This window comes from Orenia sp. (assembly GCF_055140805.1).
Window position 1 is genome coordinate 1 of record NZ_JBSQYM010000011.1, and the last position, 24526, is coordinate 24526.

General features: G+C 35.0%; 21 protein-coding genes and 2 pseudogenes. All 23 read left to right on the plus strand.

From position 1 onward, the window contains the following. Positions 1–1369: 1369 nt before the first annotated feature. Positions 1370–2545: pseudogene (locus tag ACTCDL_RS02410) on the plus strand (ammonium transporter); the annotation flags it as partial. Between the two features lie 273 nt (positions 2546–2818). After that, complete coding sequence (locus ACTCDL_RS02415; protein ID WP_463173772.1) at positions 2819–3502, plus strand: methyl-accepting chemotaxis protein; 684 nt, start codon at positions 2819–2821, stop codon at positions 3500–3502. A gap of 696 nt (positions 3503–4198) precedes the next feature. Then, the gene (gene nifH / locus ACTCDL_RS02420; protein ID WP_463173742.1) at positions 4199–5026 is read left to right on the plus strand and encodes a nitrogenase iron protein; all 828 of its coding nucleotides are present in this window, start codon (positions 4199–4201) and stop codon (positions 5024–5026) included. A 160-nt stretch (positions 5027–5186) separates the two neighbouring features. After that, on the plus strand, positions 5187–5510 hold the full coding sequence (locus tag ACTCDL_RS02425) for a P-II family nitrogen regulator (protein ID WP_463173743.1): 324 nt from the start codon (positions 5187–5189) through the stop codon (positions 5508–5510). A 14-nt stretch (positions 5511–5524) separates the two neighbouring features. Beyond that, positions 5525–5908, plus strand: a complete 384-nt coding sequence (locus ACTCDL_RS02430) for a P-II family nitrogen regulator (protein WP_463173745.1) — start codon at positions 5525–5527, stop codon at positions 5906–5908. A 25-nt stretch (positions 5909–5933) separates the two neighbouring features. Continuing rightward, the gene (gene nifD, locus ACTCDL_RS02435; protein ID WP_463173746.1) at positions 5934–7538 is read left to right on the plus strand and encodes a nitrogenase molybdenum-iron protein alpha chain; all 1605 of its coding nucleotides are present in this window, start codon (positions 5934–5936) and stop codon (positions 7536–7538) included. After that, entirely contained in the window at positions 7538–8902 is a 1365-nt protein-coding gene (gene nifK, locus ACTCDL_RS02440; RefSeq protein WP_463173747.1) for a nitrogenase molybdenum-iron protein subunit beta, read from the plus strand. The genes nifD and nifK overlap by 1 nt, the downstream gene beginning before the upstream one ends. 141 nt (positions 8903–9043) lie before the next feature. Then, on the plus strand, positions 9044–10405 hold the full coding sequence (nifE, locus tag ACTCDL_RS02445; protein WP_463173749.1) for a nitrogenase iron-molybdenum cofactor biosynthesis protein NifE: 1362 nt from the start codon (positions 9044–9046) through the stop codon (positions 10403–10405). A gap of 2 nt (positions 10406–10407) precedes the next feature. After that, on the plus strand, positions 10408–11766 hold the full coding sequence (locus tag ACTCDL_RS02450; protein ID WP_463173750.1) for a nitrogenase component 1: 1359 nt from the start codon (positions 10408–10410) through the stop codon (positions 11764–11766). 55 nt (positions 11767–11821) lie between these two features. Beyond that, entirely contained in the window at positions 11822–13114 is a 1293-nt protein-coding gene (gene nifB / locus ACTCDL_RS02455) for a nitrogenase cofactor biosynthesis protein NifB (protein ID WP_463173751.1), read from the plus strand. 131 nt (positions 13115–13245) lie between these two features. After that, complete coding sequence (locus tag ACTCDL_RS02460; protein ID WP_463169393.1) at positions 13246–13554, plus strand: 2Fe-2S ferredoxin; 309 nt, start codon at positions 13246–13248, stop codon at positions 13552–13554. A gap of 533 nt (positions 13555–14087) precedes the next feature. Then, a complete protein-coding gene (locus tag ACTCDL_RS02465) occupies positions 14088–14939 on the plus strand; it encodes a molybdate ABC transporter permease subunit (protein ID WP_463173752.1) in 852 nt (283 codons plus the stop codon). A gap of 339 nt (positions 14940–15278) precedes the next feature. Next, the gene (locus ACTCDL_RS02470) at positions 15279–15962 is read left to right on the plus strand and encodes a GTP-binding protein (protein ID WP_463173754.1); all 684 of its coding nucleotides are present in this window, start codon (positions 15279–15281) and stop codon (positions 15960–15962) included. Positions 15963–16004: 42 nt separating this feature from the next. After that, a pseudogene (locus tag ACTCDL_RS02475) lies at positions 16005–16763 on the plus strand (ATP-binding cassette domain-containing protein); the annotation flags it as partial. A gap of 8 nt (positions 16764–16771) precedes the next feature. Continuing rightward, positions 16772–17737, plus strand: coding sequence for an ABC transporter substrate-binding protein (locus tag ACTCDL_RS02480; RefSeq protein ID WP_463173755.1), 966 nt, complete (start codon positions 16772–16774; stop codon positions 17735–17737). Between the two features lie 185 nt (positions 17738–17922). Then, a complete protein-coding gene (nifV, locus tag ACTCDL_RS02485; protein ID WP_463173757.1) occupies positions 17923–19002 on the plus strand; it encodes a homocitrate synthase in 1080 nt (359 codons plus the stop codon). Between the two features lie 226 nt (positions 19003–19228). Next, positions 19229–19480 (plus strand): MerR family transcriptional regulator, encoded by a 252-nt coding sequence (locus tag ACTCDL_RS02490; protein WP_463173773.1) that lies wholly within the window; start codon positions 19229–19231, stop codon positions 19478–19480. Positions 19481–19695: 215 nt separating this feature from the next. Continuing rightward, complete coding sequence (locus ACTCDL_RS02495; RefSeq protein ID WP_463173758.1) at positions 19696–19881, plus strand: hypothetical protein; 186 nt, start codon at positions 19696–19698, stop codon at positions 19879–19881. Between the two features lie 16 nt (positions 19882–19897). Further along, complete coding sequence (gene glnA, locus ACTCDL_RS02500) at positions 19898–21229, plus strand: type I glutamate--ammonia ligase (RefSeq protein WP_463173759.1); 1332 nt, start codon at positions 19898–19900, stop codon at positions 21227–21229. 164 nt (positions 21230–21393) lie between these two features. Further along, positions 21394–22119, plus strand: coding sequence for an NAD+ synthase (locus ACTCDL_RS02505; protein WP_463173760.1), 726 nt, complete (start codon positions 21394–21396; stop codon positions 22117–22119). A 60-nt stretch (positions 22120–22179) separates the two neighbouring features. Then, positions 22180–23514 (plus strand): ammonium transporter, encoded by a 1335-nt coding sequence (locus ACTCDL_RS02510; RefSeq protein WP_463173762.1) that lies wholly within the window; start codon positions 22180–22182, stop codon positions 23512–23514. A gap of 181 nt (positions 23515–23695) precedes the next feature. After that, positions 23696–24034 carry a P-II family nitrogen regulator gene (locus ACTCDL_RS02515; protein ID WP_463173763.1) on the plus strand — a complete coding sequence of 113 codons (339 nt, stop codon included), beginning with the start codon at positions 23696–23698 and terminating at the stop codon, positions 24032–24034. Between the two features lie 73 nt (positions 24035–24107). After that, positions 24108–24476, plus strand: coding sequence for a P-II family nitrogen regulator (locus ACTCDL_RS02520; protein ID WP_463173764.1), 369 nt, complete (start codon positions 24108–24110; stop codon positions 24474–24476). Positions 24477–24526: the final 50 nt, after the last annotated feature.

Here is a 24526-nt window from a genome sequence, read left to right on the forward strand (position 1 = left end):
AATCTGGAACCAGTGTTTATAACTGATTCCTGACTACTAATTCCAGATTCCAAAAAGTGTTACACTATCTTTCTATTGTTTCATTCTAGAGTTGTTTATCTATAATAACAAGAAGAGAATCTTCAACTGAAGATTCTCTTCTTGTTATTATAGGGTTTAATGACTTAGCAGTATCCCATAGTAGATAAAACCAATAAGATAAGGATTAAGAATAGAACAAAAGCTTCATTATTTCCTCCATCAACGCCTCCATAGCATCCCATATTATACACCTCCTTTTTTAGATCTATCTATGATTTGAAATTAGCAGTATCCCATAGTACTTAGCACTAATAAGATAAGGATTAGAAATAGAACTCATTATCTCCGCAGTAATCACCCATCTTTACCACTCCTTTCTAACTAGAAGACTCTAATCCTGAGATATTTATTAATAGAATTTAAGAAGCTAAAAGTAATAAGATAAGAATTAAGAAGATAACAAAAACTTCATTTCCACCACAATAATCACCCATTATACTGTCACCTCCTCTTCTATTGGTACATAATATTCATTTATCCATTTTTTGTGACAATGCTATCGATTTTTTTAGGTAAAGTTATTTTTAATTTGGCATTTTATTTTTGGAGCTGATTTTTAACAGTCTGTACCTAATATTAGCAAGATAAGAACTAAGAAGATAATAAACTCATATCCATATCCACATTTACTCATTATACTACACCTCCTTTTCCCCATTTGGTATATAATATTCATTAAACCATTTTTTGTGATTAGATAAGATTTGAGACTTAGTCTGAAATTAAGTTTTAGCTTAAGTAAATCATAAAATATTGTTTTAATCTTTACTTAAATTTAAACTATTACAATATTTCCATTAAAAGATAAGCTATATAAGTTAACCAGTATAATTTATTATTATAATGAAAAAAGAGCCCCAAATTTCGAGCTCTTTTCTCTCCAGCTAATATTAAAGTAGCTGAACATCCGTCAGAGGTGATATTTGGATAAGATAATGGGTATGGTCAACCAAGTTCTATGGATTTAACTTGGTTAGTATATCATATTCATTGTGGCAAAAAATGTTAATGAAAACATCTGAAATCGCTTGTATGCCTTTTAATATAGTTACCTAATCTAAGAATCAAATTTAAATATGTAGCTATATAGAGATATTGCGACACTTTTTATAATGGTAAATTTACTAGCCACAGGTTTCAACCTGTGGTGATAATGACATGTTACACTACGGGTTAAAACCCGTAGCTTTTTCCTTTTATCTTATTATTGTTAATCTTACTTATAACATCGAATGCAGTTTGGGCAGAGGGGCTGGCAAGGGGTGGAGAAGAGATTGCTATTGATACTATGTGGACTCTTTTATCTGCTTTTTTAGTCTTCTTTATGCAGGCTGGTTTTGCAATGGTGGAAGCTGGCTTTACTCAGGCTAAAAATGCAGGAAATATTATTATGAAGAATCTAATGGACTTTTCTGTAGGTTCTTTGATTTATTGGGTTTTAGGTTTTAGTATTATGTTTGGTGTAGGGAATAGGTTTATATCTTTTAATGGTTTCTTTTTGAAGGGGGATTTTAGTCACTTGGGATTGGACATTCCATTACCTGCTTTCTGGTTATTTCAAGTTGTTTTTGCTGGAACTGCAGCTACTATTGTTTCTGGAGCTATAGCAGGTAGAACCAAATTTAATGCATATTTGATATGTAGCTTGGTAATCAGTGGTTTTATTTATCCTGTGGTAGGGTATTGGATCTGGGGTGGTGGTTTCTTAGGTGATGTGATTGATTTTGCTGGTTCTACTGTTGTTCACTCTGTAGGAGGCTGGGCTGCTTTGGCTGGGGCGATAGTTTTGGGACCAAGGATTGGGAAATATAATAAAGATGGCTCTGCTAATAAGATTCCAGGGCATAATCTGCTAATGGCTGCACTTGGTGTGTTTATATTATGGTTTGGTTGGTTTGGTTTTAATTCAGGGAGTACTCTTGCGGGAACAGATTTGAATATTGCTAATATAGCTATGACCACTAATCTGGCTGCTGCAGCTGGGGCTACTCTGGCTTTGATTACTAGTTGGTTTAAATCTGGCAAGGCTGATGTTGGTATGACTTTAAATGGTGCTTTAGCAGGTTTGGTAGGTATTACAGCTGGGACAGCTAATGTCAATGATTTTGGAGCTGTGGCGATAGGTGCTATGGCGGGGATAGTTGTGGTTTTTGCTATGGATATTATAGAAAGCTTCCATGTTGATGATCCAGTGGGTGCTGTTTCAGTACATGGTGTATGTGGTATTTTTGGGACGTTGATGGTTGGGGTATTTGCAACAGAAGGTGGATTGCTATATGGTGGGGGAATTGAATTGTTTCTGATTCAATTAAAAGGTGTAATAGTAGTAGCTTTTTGGACATTTTCTCTATCTTATATGCTCTTTAAATCAATTGATTTGCTTGTTGGTTTGAGGGTTTCTAATGAAGAAGAGATAAAAGGGTTAGATATTTCCGAACATGGTTCTAGTTCCTACCCTGATTTTGGTTCTTTGAGTGCTAAGGTTATTGAGCAGGTTTTATTAGGGTTAAATAAGATGGCTAAAGGTGATTTTAGTACCCAATTATCTTTAGATGGTTTGAACGATAGTGAAGACAAGCTTTTGAATGTCTTTAATAGGACGAATAGAAAGGTTAAAGGTTTGATTAGTGATTTGGCTAAAATGATTAATACGTTAACTTCTTGTAGTGGGGAATTATCTTCGGCTGTTGAAAAGAGTAATTTTATAGCAGAAAATGCTGCTGGCAATATTGACAAGATGATAATTGGTATCGACCATATTTCAGCTGAGAGTCAAGAGGCTAGTGCTCTCTCTCAAGAAGCTGCCTCTAAAACTGAAATTGGTAGTGAGAGTTTAGAAGATGCTATTATGAAGATGGAAGAGATTAATGGCTCTGTAAAGGTAGGTGTTGAGGCTATCAACCAATTAGTGGGAAATTCTAATGAGATAGAGAACATTGTACAGATGATTAATGATATTGCTTCTCAAACAAATCTACTAGCTTTAAATGCAGCAATAGAGGCGGCTCGTGCTGGTGAAAAAGGGCGTGGTTTTGCGGTTGTTGCAGAAGAGATAAGGGTTTTATCTCATAATACCAGTCAAGCCACTGAAAAGATTAGGAGTTTAATAAATGAAACTCAAGCTACTTCTAGAAAGAGTTTAGAGGCTGTGACTGATGTTGAACAGAAGGCTTTGCTAGGCAGGGAGGTAATTGAAAATGCTGGGAGTGCTTTTAGGGATATAGAACGTTGTATTATTAATGCCACAGCTAACATACAGCTGTCTTCTGATAATTCTCAGGAGCTGGTTATTTCAGGTGAGGAGGTTAAAGAAGGAGCTAATAATATTGCTGTTATGTCTCAAGAGATGAAGTTGTCTTCTCAAGAATTATTATCCTTAGCTGAAAGATTAGAAAGATCTATTAATGGGTTTAGTGTTTAGAGATAATAAACTCAAAAATAAATAGTTTTGTGGAAGGTCTCTGTAAAAGCAGAGACCTTCTCTATTTTGTTAATTATTGAAGTGGCTTAGGTTAGGTCTGTTTAACAGTTCTAGTATTCTTGTGATGATAATTGATGTCAACCCTCCCAAAACTTAACACTATAATGTCACCTATTGGTTATATATTCGTTATGTTTATGTTAAGTTTGGTAAAAAAATCTATTTTTTTCTTGACACTGGATGAAAACAAAGCTATAATTAACACATAACTAACATCAAAGTGTAAGAAATAATGATTTTTGGTGTTGGACTTGAGATATATTTAACATATGTAAGTGAGCTTTTGCTATTGTATTGGATTTTTAATGTTTTGAATGATGTATTTATGTTATCGATATAGCAAATTTCACATCTGATTGATACATTTATGTTAGATAATTGTCATGTTATTGTGATATATATGTAATTTTTTCTAAAAAAATCTATTTTATTCTTGACACGAAAGGCAAACAGGGCTATAATTAACACATACTTGACATAAAAACTCAAAAAGGATAGCTTCCGATGTTAAGTATGGTGAATGGTTGACATGTAATGTTGCTTGTTTATGGGACTTATGTTAGTTTATTTTTGATTTGAAGACAGGTTAACTTGTCTTTAAATAAATATAAGAAAATAAGAAGGGGAGGAATTTTTGTGAGACAGGTAGCGATTTATGGAAAAGGTGGTATTGGTAAGTCAACTACAACTCAGAACTTAACATCAGCATTGGCAGAGATGGGTAAAGAGCTTATGGTAGTTGGTTGTGACCCTAAGGCTGATTCAACAAGAATGTTGTTAGGAGGAATGGATCAAAAGACTGTATTGGATACTTTAAGAGAGGAAGGTCAAGATATTGAGCTAGATGATATCATGAGAAGAGGTACTGATTTTAGTAATATTCGATGTGTAGAATCAGGTGGACCAGAGCCTGGAGTTGGATGTGCAGGGCGTGGAATTATTACTTCTATCAATATGTTAGAAAGTTTAGGGGCGTATACAGATGAGTTAGATTATGTATTTTATGATGTATTAGGAGACGTTGTTTGTGGTGGATTTGCGATGCCGATTCGTGAAGGAAAAGCTCAAGAGATTTATATTGTAGCAAGTGGAGAGTTAATGGCAATGTATGCAGCTAATAATATCTGTAAAGGTATTAAGAAGTATGCCGAATCAGGTGGAGTAAGACTTGGTGGAATTATTTGTAACAGTCGTAAGGTAGATGGTGAGCTTGAATTATTAGAAGCCTTTGCTAAAGAGTTAGGAAGTCAATTAATTCACTTTGTACCAAGAGATAACATTGTTCAAAGAGCAGAGATTAATAGAAAGGTAGTTATTGCTTATGATCCAGAAGCTGATCAAGCGAATGAATATAGAAGTTTGGCACAAGCAATCGATGATAATGAACTATTTGTAATTCCAACTCCAATGGAACAAGAAGAATTAGAAACACTTATGATGGAGCATGGAATTTTAGAGTTATAATTTAATAGTTTTAAATATATGAATCGGTTACTAGCAAAAGTCAGTTAATATTGGTTGTTGATTGATAAAATATTAGAGATGTAAAGATATAGGTAAAATATTAGATGGTATTAACTGGCTATACTGCTATTAATCATTAAACTAAGGGGGTATAAAGATTATGAAGATGGTAAGATCAATTGTAAGACCTGAGAAGGTTAATGAAATATTAGCAGAAGTAAGTGATGCTGGATTTCCAGCGGTTACAAAGATTGATGTAGCAGGTAGAGGTAAGCAAAGAGGTGTTAAAGTAGGTGATATTCACTATGATGAGTTACCTAAAGAGATGTTATTAATGGTAGTAAAAGATGAGGATGTAGATGATTTAGTTAAAATCATCATTAGAGTTGCTAAAACAGGAGAAGGTAATTTTGGAGATGGAAAGATATTTGTAAGTGAAGTTGAAGAGGCTTACACAATTAGTAATGGTAAAAAAGGCTTATAAAAGGAGGTCTTGTGATGAAGGAAGTTATGGCTATTGTTCGAATGAACATGATTAATAAGACCAAAAAAGCTCTTTCGGCAGAAGGTTTTGATTCAATGACTTGCCGTAAAGTTTATGGTAGAGGTAAGAAGAAGGTCGATTATGAATTAATCAATGCATTATTATCTGGAGCAGAGATAGAATCTCCAGAGGTAGCTGAAGCAGTATCTGAAGGGCATCGTTTAGTTCCAAAAAGGTTAATTACCTTAATAGTTAGCGATGATGAGGTAGAAAAGGTCGTTAATACTATTATTAGTGTTAATAAAAGTGGTAATGCAGGTGATGGTAAGATATTTATTATTCCAGTAAGTGGAGCTGTAAGAGTAAGAACAGAAGAGATGGGAGAAGAGGCTATATAAAGTTAAATCTTGGAGGTGAACCGATATGATAGACAATGTTAATTTACTAGATAATTTGCTAAGTGCTTATCCTGGTAAATCTATGAAGAACAGGAAAGAGCATATAATGTTAAAAGATTCAAAGCAAGACGAACAACATATTATGGCTAATACCAGAACTATTCCTGGTATTATGACAAATAGAGGTTGTGCTTATGCCGGTTGTAAAGGGGTAGTTATAGGACCATTAAAGGATGTAGTTCATATTACCCATGGTCCGATAGGATGTTCTTATTATACTTGGGGAACAAGGCGTCATAAAGGTAAAGCAAAAGATGGTGAAAAGAACTTTATCAGTTACTGTTTCTCTACTGATATGCAAGACCCTGACATCGTATTTGGTGGGGAGAAGAAGTTAAAGCAAGCAATTAAAGAGGCTGTAGAGATTTTTGAGCCTGAAGCGATCAGTATTAGTGCTACTTGTCCAGTAGGATTAATTGGTGATGATATTAATGCAGTAGCTAAAGAGGCTGAGGAGGAGTATGGTATTCCTGTATTGGCTTTCAGTTGTGAAGGTTATAAAGGTGTAAGTCAATCTGCAGGTCACCATATTGCTAATAATGAGTTAATGTCAAATGTAGTAGGAACTAAAGAGAGAACACCTAAGAGAAAATATCCTGTCAATCTATTAGGTGAGTATAATATCGGTGGAGATGGATTTGAAATTGCTAGAATCTTAGATAAGATAGGCTATGAGATTATCTCTGTAATGACAGGTGATGGTACTTTAGAAGAGATCAAAGAGTCTCATGTAGCTGATTTGAACTTGGTTCAATGCCACCGTTCAATCAACTATATTGCCGAAATGTTTGAAGAGAAGTATGGTATTCCGTGGTTGAAGATCAACTTCATTGGTGTACAGGGTACGATAGATACTCTTAGAAATATGGCTAAATACTTTGGTGATGAAGAGTTAATTCAAAGAACTGAAGAGGTAATTGAAGAAGAATTAGGAGAAATTAAAGATATATTGGCTAAGTATAAAGAGTTATGTGATGGAAATACTGCTTGCCTATTCGTAGGTGGTTCAAGAGCTCATCATTATCAAAATCTATTTAAAGAGATTGGAATTGAGACTGTAGTAGCAGGATATGAGTTTGGACATCGAGATGATTATGAAGGAAGAGAGATCATTCCAGATATCGAGATGACTGCTGATGATAGAAATATTCCTGAGATAACAGTAACTAAGGATGACAAACGTTATAAATTACGTTTATCTAAGGAAAGGTATGAAAAGCTTCAAGAGGAGATGCCTTTAGGTGATTATAAAGGTATGGTTAAAGAGATGGAAGATGGAAAGATTATCATAGATGACTTAAATCACTATGAAACTGAAACTTTACTTAATGCTTTAAAACCAGCTGTCTTTGGTTCTGGTATTAAAGATAAGTATGTAGCTCAGAAGATGGGTATCTTTTCAAAACAGCTACACAGTTATGATTATAGTGGACCTTATGCTGGATTTAAAGGTGCTGTTAACTTTGCTAGAGATATTTCATCTGGTATTAATACACCTACTTGGAATTATATCACAGCACCATGGAAGAATGACCCAGAGATAGAAGCGCAATTAGGAGGTGCAAGCTAATGTCATTAACACCAAAAAAGATTACTGAGAGAAAAGCGTTGGTAGTAAATCCGGCAAAAACATGTCAGCCAATTGGGGCGATGTATGCGGCTTTAGGCATAAATAAATGTCTTCCTCATAGTCATGGTTCTCAAGGATGTTGTTCTTTTCATAGAATGCACTTGACTAGACATTTTAGAGATCCAATTGTAGCTACTACAAGTTCATTTACAGAAGGAGCTTCAGTATTTGGAGGAAGATCAAATTTAAATACTGCAATGAAGAATATATGGAAATTATATGAGCCAGATGTTGTGGCGATTAATACAACTTGTCTATCTGAAACAATAGGTGATGATGTAGGTTCTATGATTGCATCTATGGATATTCCAGAAGGTAAGACTGTTATCCATGCTAGTACACCAAGTTATGTTGGTTCCCATATTACTGGTTATTCTAATATGGTGCAAGCGATGATTAAACAACTTGCTCAACATGATGAAGAGGCTAGTAATGATAAAATCAACCTAATCCCAGGCTTTGTAGATCCTGGTGATATGAGAGAGATAAAAAGAATTACAAAACTGATGGGTATTCCATTCACTATGTTGCCAGATACTAGTGGGGTAGTAGATTCTCCAATGACAGGAAAGTATGAGATGTATCCAAAGGGTGGAACTACTATTGAAGAGATAAAAGAGTCTGGAAATGCTAAAGCTACAATAGCCTTAGGAAGCTTTGCATCTGAAGCAGGTGCCTTTGAATTAGAACGTAAATGTGATGTTAAACCTTACGTTTTAAAGACTCCAATTGGAGTTAAAGCAACTGATGAGTTCATTATGCAGTTAGTTAAGATTACTGGAGAAGAGGTACCTTATGCTTTGGAGGAAGAAAGAGGTCAGTTAGTTGATATCATGACAGATACTCATTTCCACTTCCATGGCAAAACAACTGCTATCTTTGGAGATCCTGATATAGTCATTGCTATGACAGAATTTGTGGTAAGTCTGGGTATGACACCTAAGTATATTGTAACTGGTACTCCAGGAAAAGAGTTTAAGCAAGCAATTGATGCTATCTTAGAAGATGCTGGTGTAGAAGGTGCAAAGGTCAAAGGACCAGGGGATTTATTAGAATTGCATCAATGGATCAAAAATGATTCAGTAGATTTATTGATTGGCAATAGCTATGGAAAGTATATTGCTAAAGAAGAGGATATTCCATTAGTTAGAGCAGGTTTCCCAATTTTAGATAGAAGTGTTCATAGTTACTTCCCGATTGTGGGATACAAAGGTGCTATGAGATTGATTGAGAAGATTAGTGGTGCTTTATTAGATAGAGCAGATAGAGATGCAACTGAAGAGGATTTGGAATTAGTAATGTAATTATTATAAGTGGTATGGTGAATCTGGTACATTCGCCATACTGCTTATAAATAATACCAATCAAATCATTAAGTTTAATTACTACCTGCTCTCTATAAATATGCCATCATTATTATACAATATTATAAGGTGGTGAGTCAAGTGAGTAGAAGTGTGGAACTAGGAACGTTAGAAGAAAGAAGAGATTCTATTCTTTGCAATTCAAAACAGGAACAAAAAGATCTAAAATGTGATCAAAATAGTGTAGCAGGAGCAGTAAGTCAAAGAGCTTGTGTTTACTCTGGAGCTAGGGTTGTCTTAAACCCAATTACCGATGCATATCATTTGGTCCATGGACCAATAGGCTGTGCTAGTTATACTTGGGATATTAGAGGTAGTTTGACCAGTGGTGCTGAGGTCTTTAGAAATAGTTTCTCTACTGATTTAAGGGAAAAAGACATTGTCTTTGGTGGAGAGAAGAAGTTGATGGCTGCTATTGATGAAATAGTAGAAGAGTATGATCCAAAGGTTGTTTTTGTTTATTCGACCTGTGTAGTAGGTGTAATTGGTGATGATTTAGCTGCAGTTTGTAGAACTGCTGAGAAAAAGTATGATATTAGAGTGATTCCAGTACAGGCTCCAGGTTTTGCTGGTAATAAATCTACTGGATATAAAGCAGCTGGTAATGCTATTTTGGAATTGATGGATACTAATGTTACACCTCTTAAAAAGAAGGGGATTAATATCTTAGGTGACTATAATTTGGCTGGGGAGCTATGGATTCTTCAAGGATATTTAAATAGAGTTGGGATTGAGGTCAATGCTAAGTTCACTGGAGATTCTAGCTGTGAAGAGATAATGAGAGCTCCACAGGCAGAGTTGAATATTGTTCAATGTGCTGGGTCTATGACTTTATTGGCTAAAAAGATGGAGAAGAGGTATGGTATTCCCTTTATCAAGATTAGCTTTGTGGGGATAGATGATACTATTGCTTCTTTAAGAAAGATTGCTCAGCTATTAGGTGAGCAACAAATAATTGCTAATGTAGAAGAATTGATTAAGGAAGAATATGCTAAGGTGAAAGATCAACTAGACTTTTATAAGAAGAGATTAGAAGGTTATAGTGCAGCTATCTATGTCGGTGGTGGATTTAAGGCAATCTCATTAATTAAACAGTTTAATAGTTTAGGAATAAAGCCTGTGATGGTAGGTACTCAAAATGGGAAAAAAGAAGAGTATGCTCAAATTAGAGATTTAACTGATGAAGGCACTATTATCTTAGATGATGCCAATCCTACTGAACTTGAAAAGTTTATGAAGGAAAGGGGCGCAGATGTCTTGGTTGGTGGAGTGAAAGAAAGGCCATTAGCTTATAAGCTAGGAGTAGCTTTTTGTGACCATAACCATGCCAGAAAGCATCCTTTAACTGGTTTTGTAGGAGCAGTTAATTTTGCTAAAGAGCTTGATTCTACTTTAAATAGTCCAGTTTGGAAGATTATTGCTAAAGAAAGTGGAGGTGAATAGATATGGCTCGTAATTTTGTAAATTTAAATGTAAATCCTTGTAAGATGTGTATGCCTATGGGGGCAGCAATTGCTTTTAAGGGGCTTGAAAAATCAATTTTGATGATGCATGGTTCTCAAGGTTGTAGTACTTATATGAGGCGCCATATGGCTACCCACTATAATGAGCCAGTTGATATTGCTTCTTCTTCTTTAACTGAACAAGGGACTGTTTATGGTGGAGAGAATAATTTGAAGAGAGGTTTAAGAAATACAATTAAGCTCTATCATCCTAAGGTGGTTGGGGTTGTTACTACCTGCTTAGCTGAGACGATTGGTGAAGATATTGATAGATTAATCAATGAGTTTAGAGCAGAAGAAGAGTTGGCAAGTGATGTTACTTTTATTCCAGTTCCAACACCTGGTTATGGAGGGACAGAGTTTGAGGGATACTATCTATCTTTAAAAAAGATGGTAGAAAGCCTTGCTGAAGCAGGAAGTAATGATAAAGTCAATATTATTGCTGGAAATTTGACTCCTGCTGAAATTAGAAGGATTAAGGAGATCTTAGAGTCTTTTTCAATTAGCTATAATTTATTACCTGATATTTCTCAGACTTTAGATGCCCCTTATTCTACTAACTATCAAAAGTTACCTGATGGCGGGACTACAATCGAAGAGATTAAAAGTATGGGTGGAGCTAAAGCGACAATTGAACTAGGAGCTTTATTAGATCAAAAAACCTCTGCTGGAGAGTTTTTAGAAGATAAATTTGGAGTGCCTTTATATAGAATTCCTCTACCTATTGGTTTGGCCAATGTTGATAAATTTATTAATGTTTTATCTGAAATTACTGGAGATAAGCCAGAGACTAAATTTATCGAGGCTAGAGGAAGAATGTTAGATGCTATGGTTGATTCTCATAAATATAATGCTCAAGGAAGGGCTGCTATCTTTGGTCAACCAGAACTGGTATATTCTATTGCTACTTTATGCTTGGAGAATGGGATTGTACCTGCTTTGTTGGCTACAGGAGCTAAGACATCTAAATTAGAAGAGTTATTGAAAAAAGACTTTGCTTTAGCTGTTGAAGACACTGTAATTATAGATGATACAGATTTTGATACTATCAGAGATCATGTCAATAAATTGGATGTTAATATTTTAATTGGACATTCTGATGGTAAATTTATTACTGAAAGGGATGGGATACCTTTAGTCAGAGTAGGTTTTCCAATTCATGATAGAGTAGGTGGGCAAAGAAAAGTAAGTATAGGTTATGATGGCTCTGTTAACTTTTTAGATGAAATTACTAATACACTATTAGAACAAAAGTACAGTGATTATCGTGAAAGAATGTATCAGAAGCATTTTAGTGGCTAGGTTGGGTTTTAAGAGTTTAAAATATTAACCAAGATAACAAAAGGGGGGGTATAAGATGGGTGCTTGTTCAGTTGATTTGGATATGAATTTCCCAGAAGAGACTACATTAGATACTGTATTAAAGACTTCAAAACATCCATGTTACAGCGAATGTGCTCATGAATATGCAAGAATGCATATCCCTGTTGCACCTAAATGTAATATAAGCTGTAACTATTGTAATAGAAAATATGACTGTTTAAATGAGAGTAGACCAGGAGTGACTAGTGAAGTATTAACACCTCAAGGGGCTTATAAGAAGTACTTAGCAGTTAAAGAGAAGTTACCTAACTTAAAGGTGATTGGGATTGCAGGTCCTGGTGATGCCTTGGCGAATTTTGAAGAGACTAAAGAGGCTATTAAATTGATTAAAGAAGAAGACCCTGAGATGACTATCTGTCTATCTACAAATGGGTTGATGCTGCCCAAATATGCTGAAGAGATAGTTCAATTAGGTATTAGGCATGTTACTATTACTATCAATACTATCGATCCTAAGATAGGGGCATCGATTTATAAATGGGTCTATTATAATGATAAGATGCTAGTTGGAGAAGAAGGAGCTCGGGTTTTACTTGATAATCAATTGCAAGGATTGAGTTATCTATCTAGTAAAGGGGTCTTGTGTAAAGTTAATATAGTAATGATTAAAGGTTTGAATGAAGACCATATCCCGGAGGTTGTTGATAAGGTAAAGGAATGTGGAGCTTTTATGACCAATATCATGCCTCTTATCCCAGCAGAAGGTAGCGAATTTGAAGATATGCCATTGGTTAGTAATAAAGAATTGAATGAATTAAGGGACAAGTGTTCAATTAATTTAAAACAGATGTATCATTGTAAGCAGTGTAGAGCTGATGCTATTGGTCAATTATCTCAAGATATATCTATTGAATTTAGGGGTTCTGTATCTGAGAATAAAGAGGAAGAGCAGAAGAGGTCAAATAACCTTGAAGCTTCAGATCTCTTGTTTGCAGTAGCCTCAAAGACAGGCAGGTTGATTGATCAGCATTTTGGGCATGTAGAAGACTTTCTAGTATATAAGTATACTGAACAGGGAATAGCATTAGTTGATAAGAGGAGTATAGATAAATATTGTACTGGTAAAGAGTGTGATGATAAAGATGATAAGATGAGCAATATAATTGATTTATTAGCTGATTGTGAAGCTGTCTTATCGATGAGAATAGGCTATGAGCCTAAAAAGAGGTTGTTAGAAAGAGGAATTAAGTCTTTGGAGTTATATGATGCAATTGAGGATGGAATTGAACATGCAGTAGAAAAGTTGAATTTAAGGCAAATTAGTTAAGTGTTTATGGTCAGTAACTAGTGAGGGTTAATAGTTGAGGAGTAATCTATAATAAATAGATTAAACTGTTTTTAAGTTTGATTCCCAAGCTGACTACTGATATCAAAACTATATAAAAGGTGGAGATTAATATGAATAAACCTAAGTATCATGTCTTTGTCTGTTCAAGCTCAAGAATTAATGGTCAACAGAGAGGTTATTGTGTTAACAAAGATTCTGTAGAGATTATCCAAAACTTTATGATGGAGATTGAAGATTACGGTTTAACAGGTGATGTCATGGTAACTAATACAGGCTGTTTGGGAATCTGTGATAAAGGACCAATAGTGATAGTTTATCCTGAAGGTGTTTGGTATGGTAGTGTTACTCCTGATGATGTAGAGGAGATAGTTGAAAGCCATTTAGAAAATGGTAAGGTAGTAGAGAGGTTAGAGATATAATCCTTCGATTATATCTCTAAAAATTTTATCTACCTAAAAAATATCATCTTCCTTTCTCTAATGGGAAGAGAAATTTTTAAACTAACAGATAGCTATAGATTCTTTTGTCATTGGTAGAGAAGCTATAATAGAATTATCTTATTAAAAATAAATAGCTATTTATTTTTAATAAGATAATTTTGTTATTTTTAGATAGCTGTCTTAGTTGTTTTATATTTGGACACTTTTAAAATTAGCGTGAGTGGGTGTGTGAGTGTGAATAAGCCCCAATAAAAAGAGATTTTACACACATTCACACTCATAGCTCACACTTGACACGAAAGTGTCGCTTTTTCTCTATATAGCGTTATGGTTAAAAATTTTATTCTAAGACAAAGGTTTAGGGTAAGGGGATGTTCATAATGAAAAAGATCTTAATTATTGCTCTAATCTTAGTTATAGTTATAATTGCAGGGTATCAAGGGGCTAAGGAGTATAAAGAGGGAGCTAAGGAAGCAATTGTTATATATGGATAAAAGAAAGTGGGGGGTAATATGGCCAATGATTTAATCTATCAAGAGGTACAGGGGTGTAAGGAGAGGGGAGAATTATTTCAATTAAAAGCTAGTAAGAAGGTAGATTTAACTAAAATTTTGATCTGGGGAATTATGATATTTAATGTTCTTTTTATTACTTTGATTATCTCATCTTTATTTTTAAAGTCTTCAATAGGAGATGTGATTGCTGTTGTTAAGGATTTAAACACCTTAAAAGCAATTAAGATAACGATAAGTTCTATCTTCTGTTCTGCAATTATGACTATTGTCATTGGGGTTCCCTTTGCCTATGTCATGGCTCAAAAGCATGGAAAGGTTTATAGGATGATTAATATGATTTTAAATCTACCTTTGGTGATGCCTCCTACTGTTGCAGGGTTAGCTCTGTTAATGGCTTTTGGAAGAAGGGGTGCCTTTGCAAATGTAATTAGGATTTTTGGTTTTGATATTCCTTTTAGTTTTATAGCATTGATTATAGTGCAAGTATTTGTAATGTTACCACTCTTTACTCAAGCATTGAGAAGTGGCTTTGAAGCAATTAATCAGGATATTAAAGAGGCGGCTATGGTTTTTGGAGCAGGGGAGAAGGAATTATTATTTTTAATCTATTTGCCATTGAGTATGAGGGCTTTTATGACAGGGCTGATTATGGCTTGTTTGCGTGCAGCAGGAGAGTTTGGGGCAACTATGATGTTTGCTGGAAATCTATCAGGTAAAACTCAGACATTATCTACAGCAATTTATACTCTTTCCCAAAGGGATTTAGGTCAATCTATCTCTTTGGCAGTAGTATTGATTTTGATATTTTTGATACCATTACTTGTTTTAGAATTGAAACTAAAAGAGTAATAATATATAGGTGTTTGTAAAGGTTATATTCTATTTGGAGATGAGTTTATCTGATTGAAAGCATAGAGGAAACTTAAGTGTTTTCGATTTAAAATAGAATTTAAATAACTTTGCGAGCACTTTTGATTTTTGATTAATAAATTAATAGTTTTGATTTGGAGTTTAATATAGGTAGTAACAGTTAATTGGGATATTACGACAATTTCGTGTCAGGAATCAGGAATCTGGAACCAGTGTTTTTATAACTGATTCCTGACTACTGATTCCAGATTCCTAAAAGTGTCCCACTATCTCTCAATTGTATCAGCTTGCTATAAATCTATAACTTGGGGTGATAAGATGAAGTTAATTACTGTATCTGGACCACCATCAACTGGAAAGACTTCTGTAATTATCAAGACGATTGATCATTTAAGTCAGAAGGATGTCAAGGTTGGGGTGATAAAGTTTGATTGCTTATCAACAAATGATGATACCTTATATAAGAGAAAGAAGATACCTGTACAAGTGGGTATTTCTGGAGGGCTTTGTCCAGACCATTTTTTCGTTAGTAATATTGAGGAATGCTTTGAATGGGGATTGAAGAATGATTTAGATATTTTGATCAGTGAAAGTGCAGGCTTATGCAATAGATGTTCTCCTTACCTAAAGAATTCCTTGGCTGTCTGTATTATAGATAATCTGATGGGGATTCATACTCCTAAAAAGATAGGGCCTATGCTAAGATATGCTGATATAGTGGTGATAACTAAAGGAGATATAGTCTCTCAGGCAGAAAGAGAGATTTTTGCTTACCGGGTTAAGGAGGTTAATTCTAAGGCTAAAATCTTATTTATCAATGGAATTACTGGTCAAGGGACCTTGCATTTAGCAGATTTATTTATTAGAGAAGGGGAAAGAGAGGATTTAAAGGAGAGTAAATTACGTTTTACTATGCCAGCTGCGCTATGCTCCTACTGCTTAGGAGAGATGACAGTTGGTAAGGATTATCAGATAGGTAATATTAAGAGTATAAATATCTAGTAACTGGGGTTGGTGGTGAAATGGGGAGGTGAAGAGATGTTTAATATAACAATAATTGGTGGTCATGATAAGGATGGTAATTTAGAAAATTTAGATTTAACTATTTATGCTGGTGAGGTTGTATCGATTGTGGGACCTACTGGATCTGGAAAGAGTCAATTATTAGGTGATATTGAATGGATGGCCCAAAAGGACACACCAACAGGAAGGAGAATTCTGATTAATGGTCAGGTGCCTGATATAGAGAAACGCTTTGATATAGATTCAAAGCTGGTTGCCCAATTATCTCAAAATATGAACTTTGTGATGGATGTAACTGTCAAAGAGTTTGTAGAAATCCATGCTAGTAGTCGTAAGGTTGAAAATTCTAAAGAGATAATTGATGCTATCATTGGTCAAGCCAATAAGTTAGCAGGTGAAGAGTTCTTGGAGGATACACCAATTACCTCTTTAAGTGGGGGACAATCTAGAGCATTGATGATTGCTGATACAGCCTACCTGAGTAAATCACCAATTGTATTGATTGATGAGATTGAGAATGCAGGAATAGATAGAAAGAGTGCTCTGAATTTGCTTGTAAAAAGGGAGAAGATAATTTTGATGGCAACCCATGATCCAATTCTAGCTTTGATGGGGGATAAGAGATTGGTTATTAAAAATGGAGGTATTGATAAAATTATTGAATCTACAGTAGCTGAGAGAAAGAACTTAACAGTGCTTGAAGATTTGGATAAGAAGTTGTTGATGATGCGCAATAAATTGAGAAATGGAGAGATAATTGATTGTATAGGATGGGAGTGAGGTTTTTTATGGAAAATTTTAGTAATTGCAATCTATTGGCTTTAATGCCATGCCCTTTAAAGGTACCCTTTGAAAGGTTGATAACAGGTTATGTGGAGAAAAAGAAGCAAGAAGGAGTAAAGCTTAACTGTAATATAGTGGCAAATGCTAATAATCACCTTGCATTTTATGAGCAAATAGACGCTTTTGAAGATATAGATGAGATACCTGATATTGTGATATCACCAGGGCTTAATAACTTCTTTTATGATGAATTTCATAACCGATTTATTAGTAAGGGTTATTTTAGAAATCCAATTGAATATGGTGAAGCTGAAGATTTTCAAAATATAGGGTATCCAGATGTGGATAGAAATTATACGATGTTTACTCTAAATTTATTGGTGATAGTTGTTAATAAAGATAGGCTAAAGGGGGCTGGGATTCCTAAGAGCTTTGGTGATTTATTGTCCAAAGAGTATTACAAAAATATCTCTATCAGAGGAAGGGATGAATTTGTCTGTGAAACAGTCCTCTTAAATTTTTATAAAGAATATGGTTTTGAGGGGATAAAGTTGCTTTCAGAGAATGTCAAAGAAGGTTTGCATCCAGCAGAGATGGTCAAGAAGGCAACAAGTGCCAATCATCAAGACCCAGCAATTTATGTAATGCCCTATTTTTTCGCTAGAAATATAAGTGCTAGAAAGAATATAGAGTTGGTTTGGCCAGAGGATGGAGCTTTGGTCAATGCTATTTCGATGTTGGTTAAAAGAGATATAAGTAAGGATGTTAAAGATTTGGCTGGGTATATTGCAGGACAAGAGGTGGGAAGAGTCTTTACAAATGCCGCATTTCCTGTATCGAATCCAACTGTCGAATTGGGGAGCTTTAAAGATAAGAAATATAAGTGGCTTGGCTGGAAGTTTATACAGGATAATAACTTAAGAAAGGTTATGGATGAAATCACAAATTATTATATATCCTTTCAAATTTAAAGGTAGAAAAAGGCGACAGGAGCACGGCTTACACTTGAATGTTAACTATATGTAAAAAATATTCAAAATACTACCAAAAAAGAAGTTGGGACGTTGACAATAATCCTGATTTAAAGTATAATTAACATATAGTTAACATAAAAATAATTATGATTATTATGGCGGAAAAGAAGGGGGTGAATATAATGGCGGGTTTCTATATTTTAGATACAACTTTACGAGATGGTGAACAATCTGCAGGGGTCTCTTTTTCTAGAGATCAGAAACTATCAATAGCTTCTAAGCTAGATGAATTGGGGGTTGATATTATAGAAGCTGGTATTCCGGCAATGGGTAAAGAAGAGAAGGGGATTCTCCGGGAGGTTATGTCCTTGGGGCTTGATGCTGAAATATTGGCGTGGAATAGAATGAAGATTGAGGATATAGATCAATCACTTGATTGTGGACTTAAAAACCTTCATGTTTCGGCGCCGGCTTCTGACATTCAACTCAAACACAAATTGAAAAAAGGTAGGGGTTGGTTATTGAGTGAGTTGTCTAAAGTCATTAACTATGCTGTTGAAAAAGGATGCAAGGTATCGGTTGGAGCAGAAGATGCTTCAAGGGCTGATCTTGATTTTTTGATAAAGCTCTATAAGTTAGCTCAAAGAGAAGGTGCTAGTAGAGTTCGTTATGCCGATACTATTGGTTCGTTAGATCCTATCACCACTTACGATAACATTCGTAAGATAAGAAGTGCGATTGATTTGGATATTGATTTTCATGGACATAATGATTTTGGGATGGCTACAGCCAATGCCCTGAGTGCTTTTAAAGCTGGTGCTAAGTATATAAGTTGTACCGTTAATGGCTTGGGGGAGCGGGCGGGGAATACGGCTTTGGAAGAAATCGTTATGTCCTTGAAATGTATTGAAGGTTGTGAGAGTGACTTTAAAGTTAAGGGGTTAAAAGAATTATCTAAACTTGTAGAAGATTCATCGGGAAGAAGGGTCTCGGTTGATAAGCCTGTTGTAGGTGAAGGGGTCTTCTCTCATGAGTCTGGCATACATGTGGATGGTCTGCTAAAAGATCCTTCGACTTATGAGTTCTTATCTCCAGGAGATTTAGGAAGAGAGAGAAAGTTTGTGGTTGGTAAATTCTCAGGGGTTAGTTCTATTCTTCATAAATATAAAGAATTAGGTATTTCTCTTAGTGAAGAAGAAGCTAATAAGGTGTTAAGGAGAATGAGGTCTTATTGTAATAAAGTCGAAGGTGTTACTGGTTGATTTGGTGAATATTAGAGATTTGCATCAAGTCCAAATGATCTGTTTTTGTTAACTACATGTTAATTAATAAGAAAAAAGATAAAAAGACTTGACTTATTAAGTCCCAAGCAATATAATTAACATATAATTGACATTTACTTTACATCAGACTATTTTTTAGAGTGATTGAAGTGTCTTTGGTGGAGAGTTTTGGTTGGGCAAAATCACATACACTGAGGTGAGGGAGATGATGCTTGATGTAGGTGCAGATACTCCTGCTTATACAATCGGAGTGGTTGCAGATATGACTGGCTTGACGGCCAGACAAATTCGTTATTATGAGAAAGCTGATTTACTTAAACCTGTTAGGACAAAAGGGAATCAGAGGTTGTATTGCCAGAAAGATATTGAAAGGCTTGTCCAGATTAAAAAGTTATTGAATAAGGGTTTGAATGCTATAGGGATAAAGAAAGTCCTGGAGGATCAAAAAAAGTCTTAACAGGTTTGGGAATTGTGGTTATAAGTATTTAAGTTATATTCACTTTTATTTTTATCCTCTAATGTCAGGTTTGTGTTAATTTTTTTCAAAAAAACCTTGACACTTTGGCACAAAACCTTTATACTTGACATATAACTAACATATACCTAACACAAAAATGGTCTTGAAAAGAGATTTTTAATAAAATAAGTGAGGTGATTTTAATGTGTTTTGTAATGAAAAATGTTAATGTAACCAGTGAACATGGGAGTTATAAGTCAGATGTTGTTGTTAAGGATAATAATGTTGTAATGGTTGGCAAGTGCATTAAAATAGATGGGGTTAAAGAGATAGATGGAGCCAGTTTAGTTTCTGAGAGTATCATAACTTGGTTTTCTGGATCAAAAGAAGATTTAATTTAAGAGGAGGAAGATAAGAATGTCTAAGTTAACAAAAGAAGATGTATTAAAGAAAGCAGAAGAATTAAATGTAAAGTTTGTTAGATTACAGTTTACTGATATTTTAGGAATTATTAAAAATGTTGCAATTACAGTCAATCAGTTAGAGGATGCATTAGATGGGAAGATTATGTTTGATGGTTCTTCAATTGATGGATTTACTAGAATAAATGAGTCAGATATGTATTTGAAGCCTGATTATGATACCTTTACATTATTTCCGTGGAGACCAAAGGATGGTGCAGTAGCAAGATTGATCTGTGATGTCTATAAGCCAGATGGTACTCCTTTTACAGGTGACCCACGTCAGGTATTAAAGAAGGTCTTAGATGAAGCTAAAGAGATGGGTTATGAAATGTTTGTTGGACCAGAACCAGAATTCTTCTTATTCCAAAAAGATGAGAAGGGTGATGCTACTACTATTACTAATGATCAAGGTGGATATTTTGATTTAGCACCAATGGATGCAGGTCAAGATCCAAGAAGGGATATTGTCTTGGCTTTAGAAGAGATGGGCTTTGAGATGGAAGCTTCTCACCACGAGGTGGCACCTGGACAGCATGAGATTGACTTTAAATATGATCATGCTTTAACTACTGCTGACAATGTAGCTACCTTTAAATTTGTAGTTAAAGCTATTGCTGAAACTCATGACTTACATGCGACATTTATGCCTAAACCAATCTTTGGGGAAAATGGTTCTGGAATGCATGTACACCAGTCATTATTCAAAGATGGAAAGAATGCTTTTTATGATGAAGATGATAAATTAGGCTTAAGTCAAATTGCCAAATATTATATCGGTGGATTATTAAAACATGCTAAAGCAATTGCGGCTATTACTAATCCAACGGTCAATTCTTACAAACGTTTGGTACCTGGATATGAAGCACCAGTTTATTTAGCTTGGTCTAGCTCTAATCGAAGTGCTTTAATTAGAATTCCAGCAGCACGTGGGGCAGGAACTAGATTAGAGATGAGAAATCCTGATCCATCTTGTAATCCATATTTGGCTTTTGCTGTAATGTTAAAGGCTGGTCTAGATGGAATTAAGAATAAGATTGAAGCACCAGCAGAGGTTCTAGATAATATCTATACAATGAGTGCTAGCAAGAAGAAAGAGTTAGGTATTGAGAGCTTACCTAGTAGTTTAAAAGATGCTTTGGGTTATCTTCTAGATGATGAAATTGTTCAAAGTGCATTAGGTGAGCATGTCTTAGATCACTTCTTAGATGCTAAAACTATTGAATGGGATATTTATAGAACTCAAGTTCATCAATGGGAATTAGATCAATATTTAAGAGTATATTAATAGCTTTTAATTATTGACTAATTATATATAATCTCACTCTTTATGCTTAGAGAATCCTCGATTGCTATAAGTGAGTAGGTAGTTTAAGAGTATCTAAGCAAGCAGAAGGATTCTCTAGGCTATAAAAATAAGTGGGGAAAATAGTTAAAAAAGGAAGTGCTAAAATGTTGAATAAGGACTATAAGTTGATTACAGAGAAACTAGTAGGATGGATTCAGCAAAAAGTAAAGGAAGCTGGCTGTAAAGGGGTAGTTGTTGGTTTAAGTGGAGGAATTGATTCTTCGGTGACAGCAACCTTATGTAAAAAAGCCTTTCCTGATAACACTTTAGGATTGATTATGCCTTGTGAAAGCAACCCTAAAGATGAGCAAGATGCTAAGCTATTAGCTGATAAGTTTGGAATAGATTATAAGGTAATAGACTTGGGTTCTGTCTTCAATTCAATGTTAGATGTGGTTGATGTAGTTGATAAACAGAAATTAAGTCGTGCTAATATTAAGCCCAGATTGAGAATGACTGCTTTATATTATTATTCTAGTTTAAATAATTACTTAGTTGTAGGAACAGATAATAGAAGTGAGCTGAAATTAGGCTACTTCACTAAGTTTGGTGATGGGGGAATAGATTTAGCACCATTAGGTAATTTGGTTAAAAGTGAAGTTAGAGAGGTAGCTAAGGTTTTGGGTGTTCCAGAGAAAATCATTACTAAAGCACCATCAGCAGGATTGTGGGCAGACCAGACTGATGAAGGTGAATTAGGGATCAGTTATGAAGAGGTTGATAATTATATCTTAACTGGTGAGGCTAGTTCTAAAGTTAAGGAGATAGTAGACACTTTAGAGGAGAAGAATCAACATAAATTGGCTTTACCATCAATACCCAATTTTTAATTATAGGCTTTATAAGTATTAATTATAAAATATATATTAATTATAAGGAGAGTGAAAAAAGTGAGAAGAAGAGTAGTTAGTTTAGGTTTACTTGTGATGTTAGGAGTGATTAGTTTATCATCAATGGCTTTTGCAGCAGATGCAACAGCAGAAAGTAATGCAATTGCGATTGATACAATTTGGACTTTGGTAGCAGCATTTTTGGTATTCTTTATGCAGGCAGGATTTGCAATGGTAGAGGCAGGATTTACTAGAGCAAAGAATGCAGGAAACATTATTATGAAGAACTTAATGGACTTTTCAGTAGGATCATTGATTTATTGGATTTGTGGATTTGCATTTATGTTTGGAGCAGGAAATGCTTTTATAGGAACTAAAGGATTCTTTTTAAGTGGGAGTTTTGAACATTTAGGATTGAGCATACCTTTAAGTGCTTTCTGGATCTTCCAAGCTGTATTTGCTGCAACAGCAGCTACTATCGTATCAGGAGCCATGGCTGAAAGAACTAAATTTAGTGGATATTTAGCTTATAGTGCTGTAATTACTGCAATCATCTATCCAGTAGTAGGTCACTGGATTTGGGGTGGCGGTTGGTTAAGTGGTATGGTTGATTTCGCAGGATCAACAGTTGTTCACTCAGTAGGTGGATGGGCTGCTTTAGCTGGTGCAATAGTTTTAGGGCCTAGAATTGGTAAATTCAATGAAGATGGTTCTGTAAATGCAATGCCAGGACATAACCTATTAATGGCTGCACTTGGTGTATTTATCTTATGGTTTGGTTGGTTTGGATTTAACCCAGGTAGTACAGTAGCAGGTACTGATTTAAGTATTGCTGATATTGCAGTAACTACTAACTTGGCTGCAGCAGCAGGTGCCGCTTTAGCAATGGTAACTAGTTGGTTCAAATATGGTAAAGCTGATGTAAGTATGACTTTAAATGGAGCTTTAGCTGGTCTTGTTGGAATTACTGCAGGGTGTGCTAGTGTAGATAACTATGGGGCTGTAGCAATTGGAGCTTTAGCTGGAATCTTAATCGTTTATGCTGTAGAGTTTATCGATAGTTTACATGTAGATGACCCTGTTGGAGCAGTAGCAGTACATGGTGTTTGTGGAGCTTTTGGAACATTATTAGTTGGATTGTTTGCAGTAGATGGCGGTTTATTCTATGGTGGAGGAATTGGATTATTTCTTACTCAGTTAAAAGGTGTGGTAGCAGTAGGAGCTTGGACTTTTACAACAGCATTCATCTTATTTAAAGTTATTGCTAGTACTATTGGTTTAAGAGTATCTAGAGAAGAAGAGGTAGAAGGACTAGATATTACAGAGCATGGTTCAGTATCTTATCCAGATTTCATTCCATTACATTGGAAGAGTGTTAAAGTCAGTAAGAAATAGTGATGAGTAATGAGTGTGAGGGAAAATGTCTAATTTATAATTACGCTCGTTAAATATAATAAACTAGAATAATTAAGAGGATAAATTTAAAAGATAGTGAGAGTTTGAGTTATTAGTGTAGGGTGTAAAGTTTTTACTCACACCCACACTAAGCACTCCCACTAATAAAGGGGGAAAGAGAATGAAAAAGGTAGAATGTATTGTTAGACCAAGTAGTATAGAAGAACTGATCGTGGCTGCAGAAAAATTAGGTGTTAATGGTTTAAATATAACTCAGATTGCCGGATATGGTAAGCAGAAAGGTGCTACTAATATCTATCGTGGTGTAGAGTATGAGGTCAAGCTAAAAGAGAAACTTAAAGTAGAAATCGTAGTAGAAGAAGATAAGGTAGAACCTTTAGTCAATGCTATTATGGAGGCTGTTCGTACTGATGAAGTCGGTGATGGTAAGATCTTTATCTATCCAATTGAAGAGACGATTAGGATTAGAACAGGTGAAAAAGGTATAAAGGCTATTTAATGTTAAGCACCCCACCCCCGATTTAATCGGGGGTATTTTTGTAAAATTATAGATAGAGGAGGTTTGGCGACTGATGAAGCTGATTAGGGCAATTATTAGACCTAAGAAGGTTGAAGCTGTTGTTGATAGGTTAAGTGAGGAAGGTTTTCATGCTTATACTAAGGTTGAAGTTAGTGGTAGAGGAGAGCAAAAAGGGATTAAGATTGGAGAGACCCATTATGATGAGCTATCAAAGACTCTGCTGTTAATTGTGGTAGAGGATAAAGATAAAACTAAAGTAGTGGATATAATTGCTAGGGAGGCTAAGACTAAAAGAAAGGGAGGTTTGGATGCAGGAGAGATTAAATTTAAGATGGGTATAGATGGTGTCCCAGGTGATGGTAAGATATTTGTAAGTAGTATAGAAGAGGATTATACAATTAGTAGTTATCTAGGTATATAAAGAGCTGGTCAACTTTGATCAGCTCTTTAGTTATTTATATGATTATACTT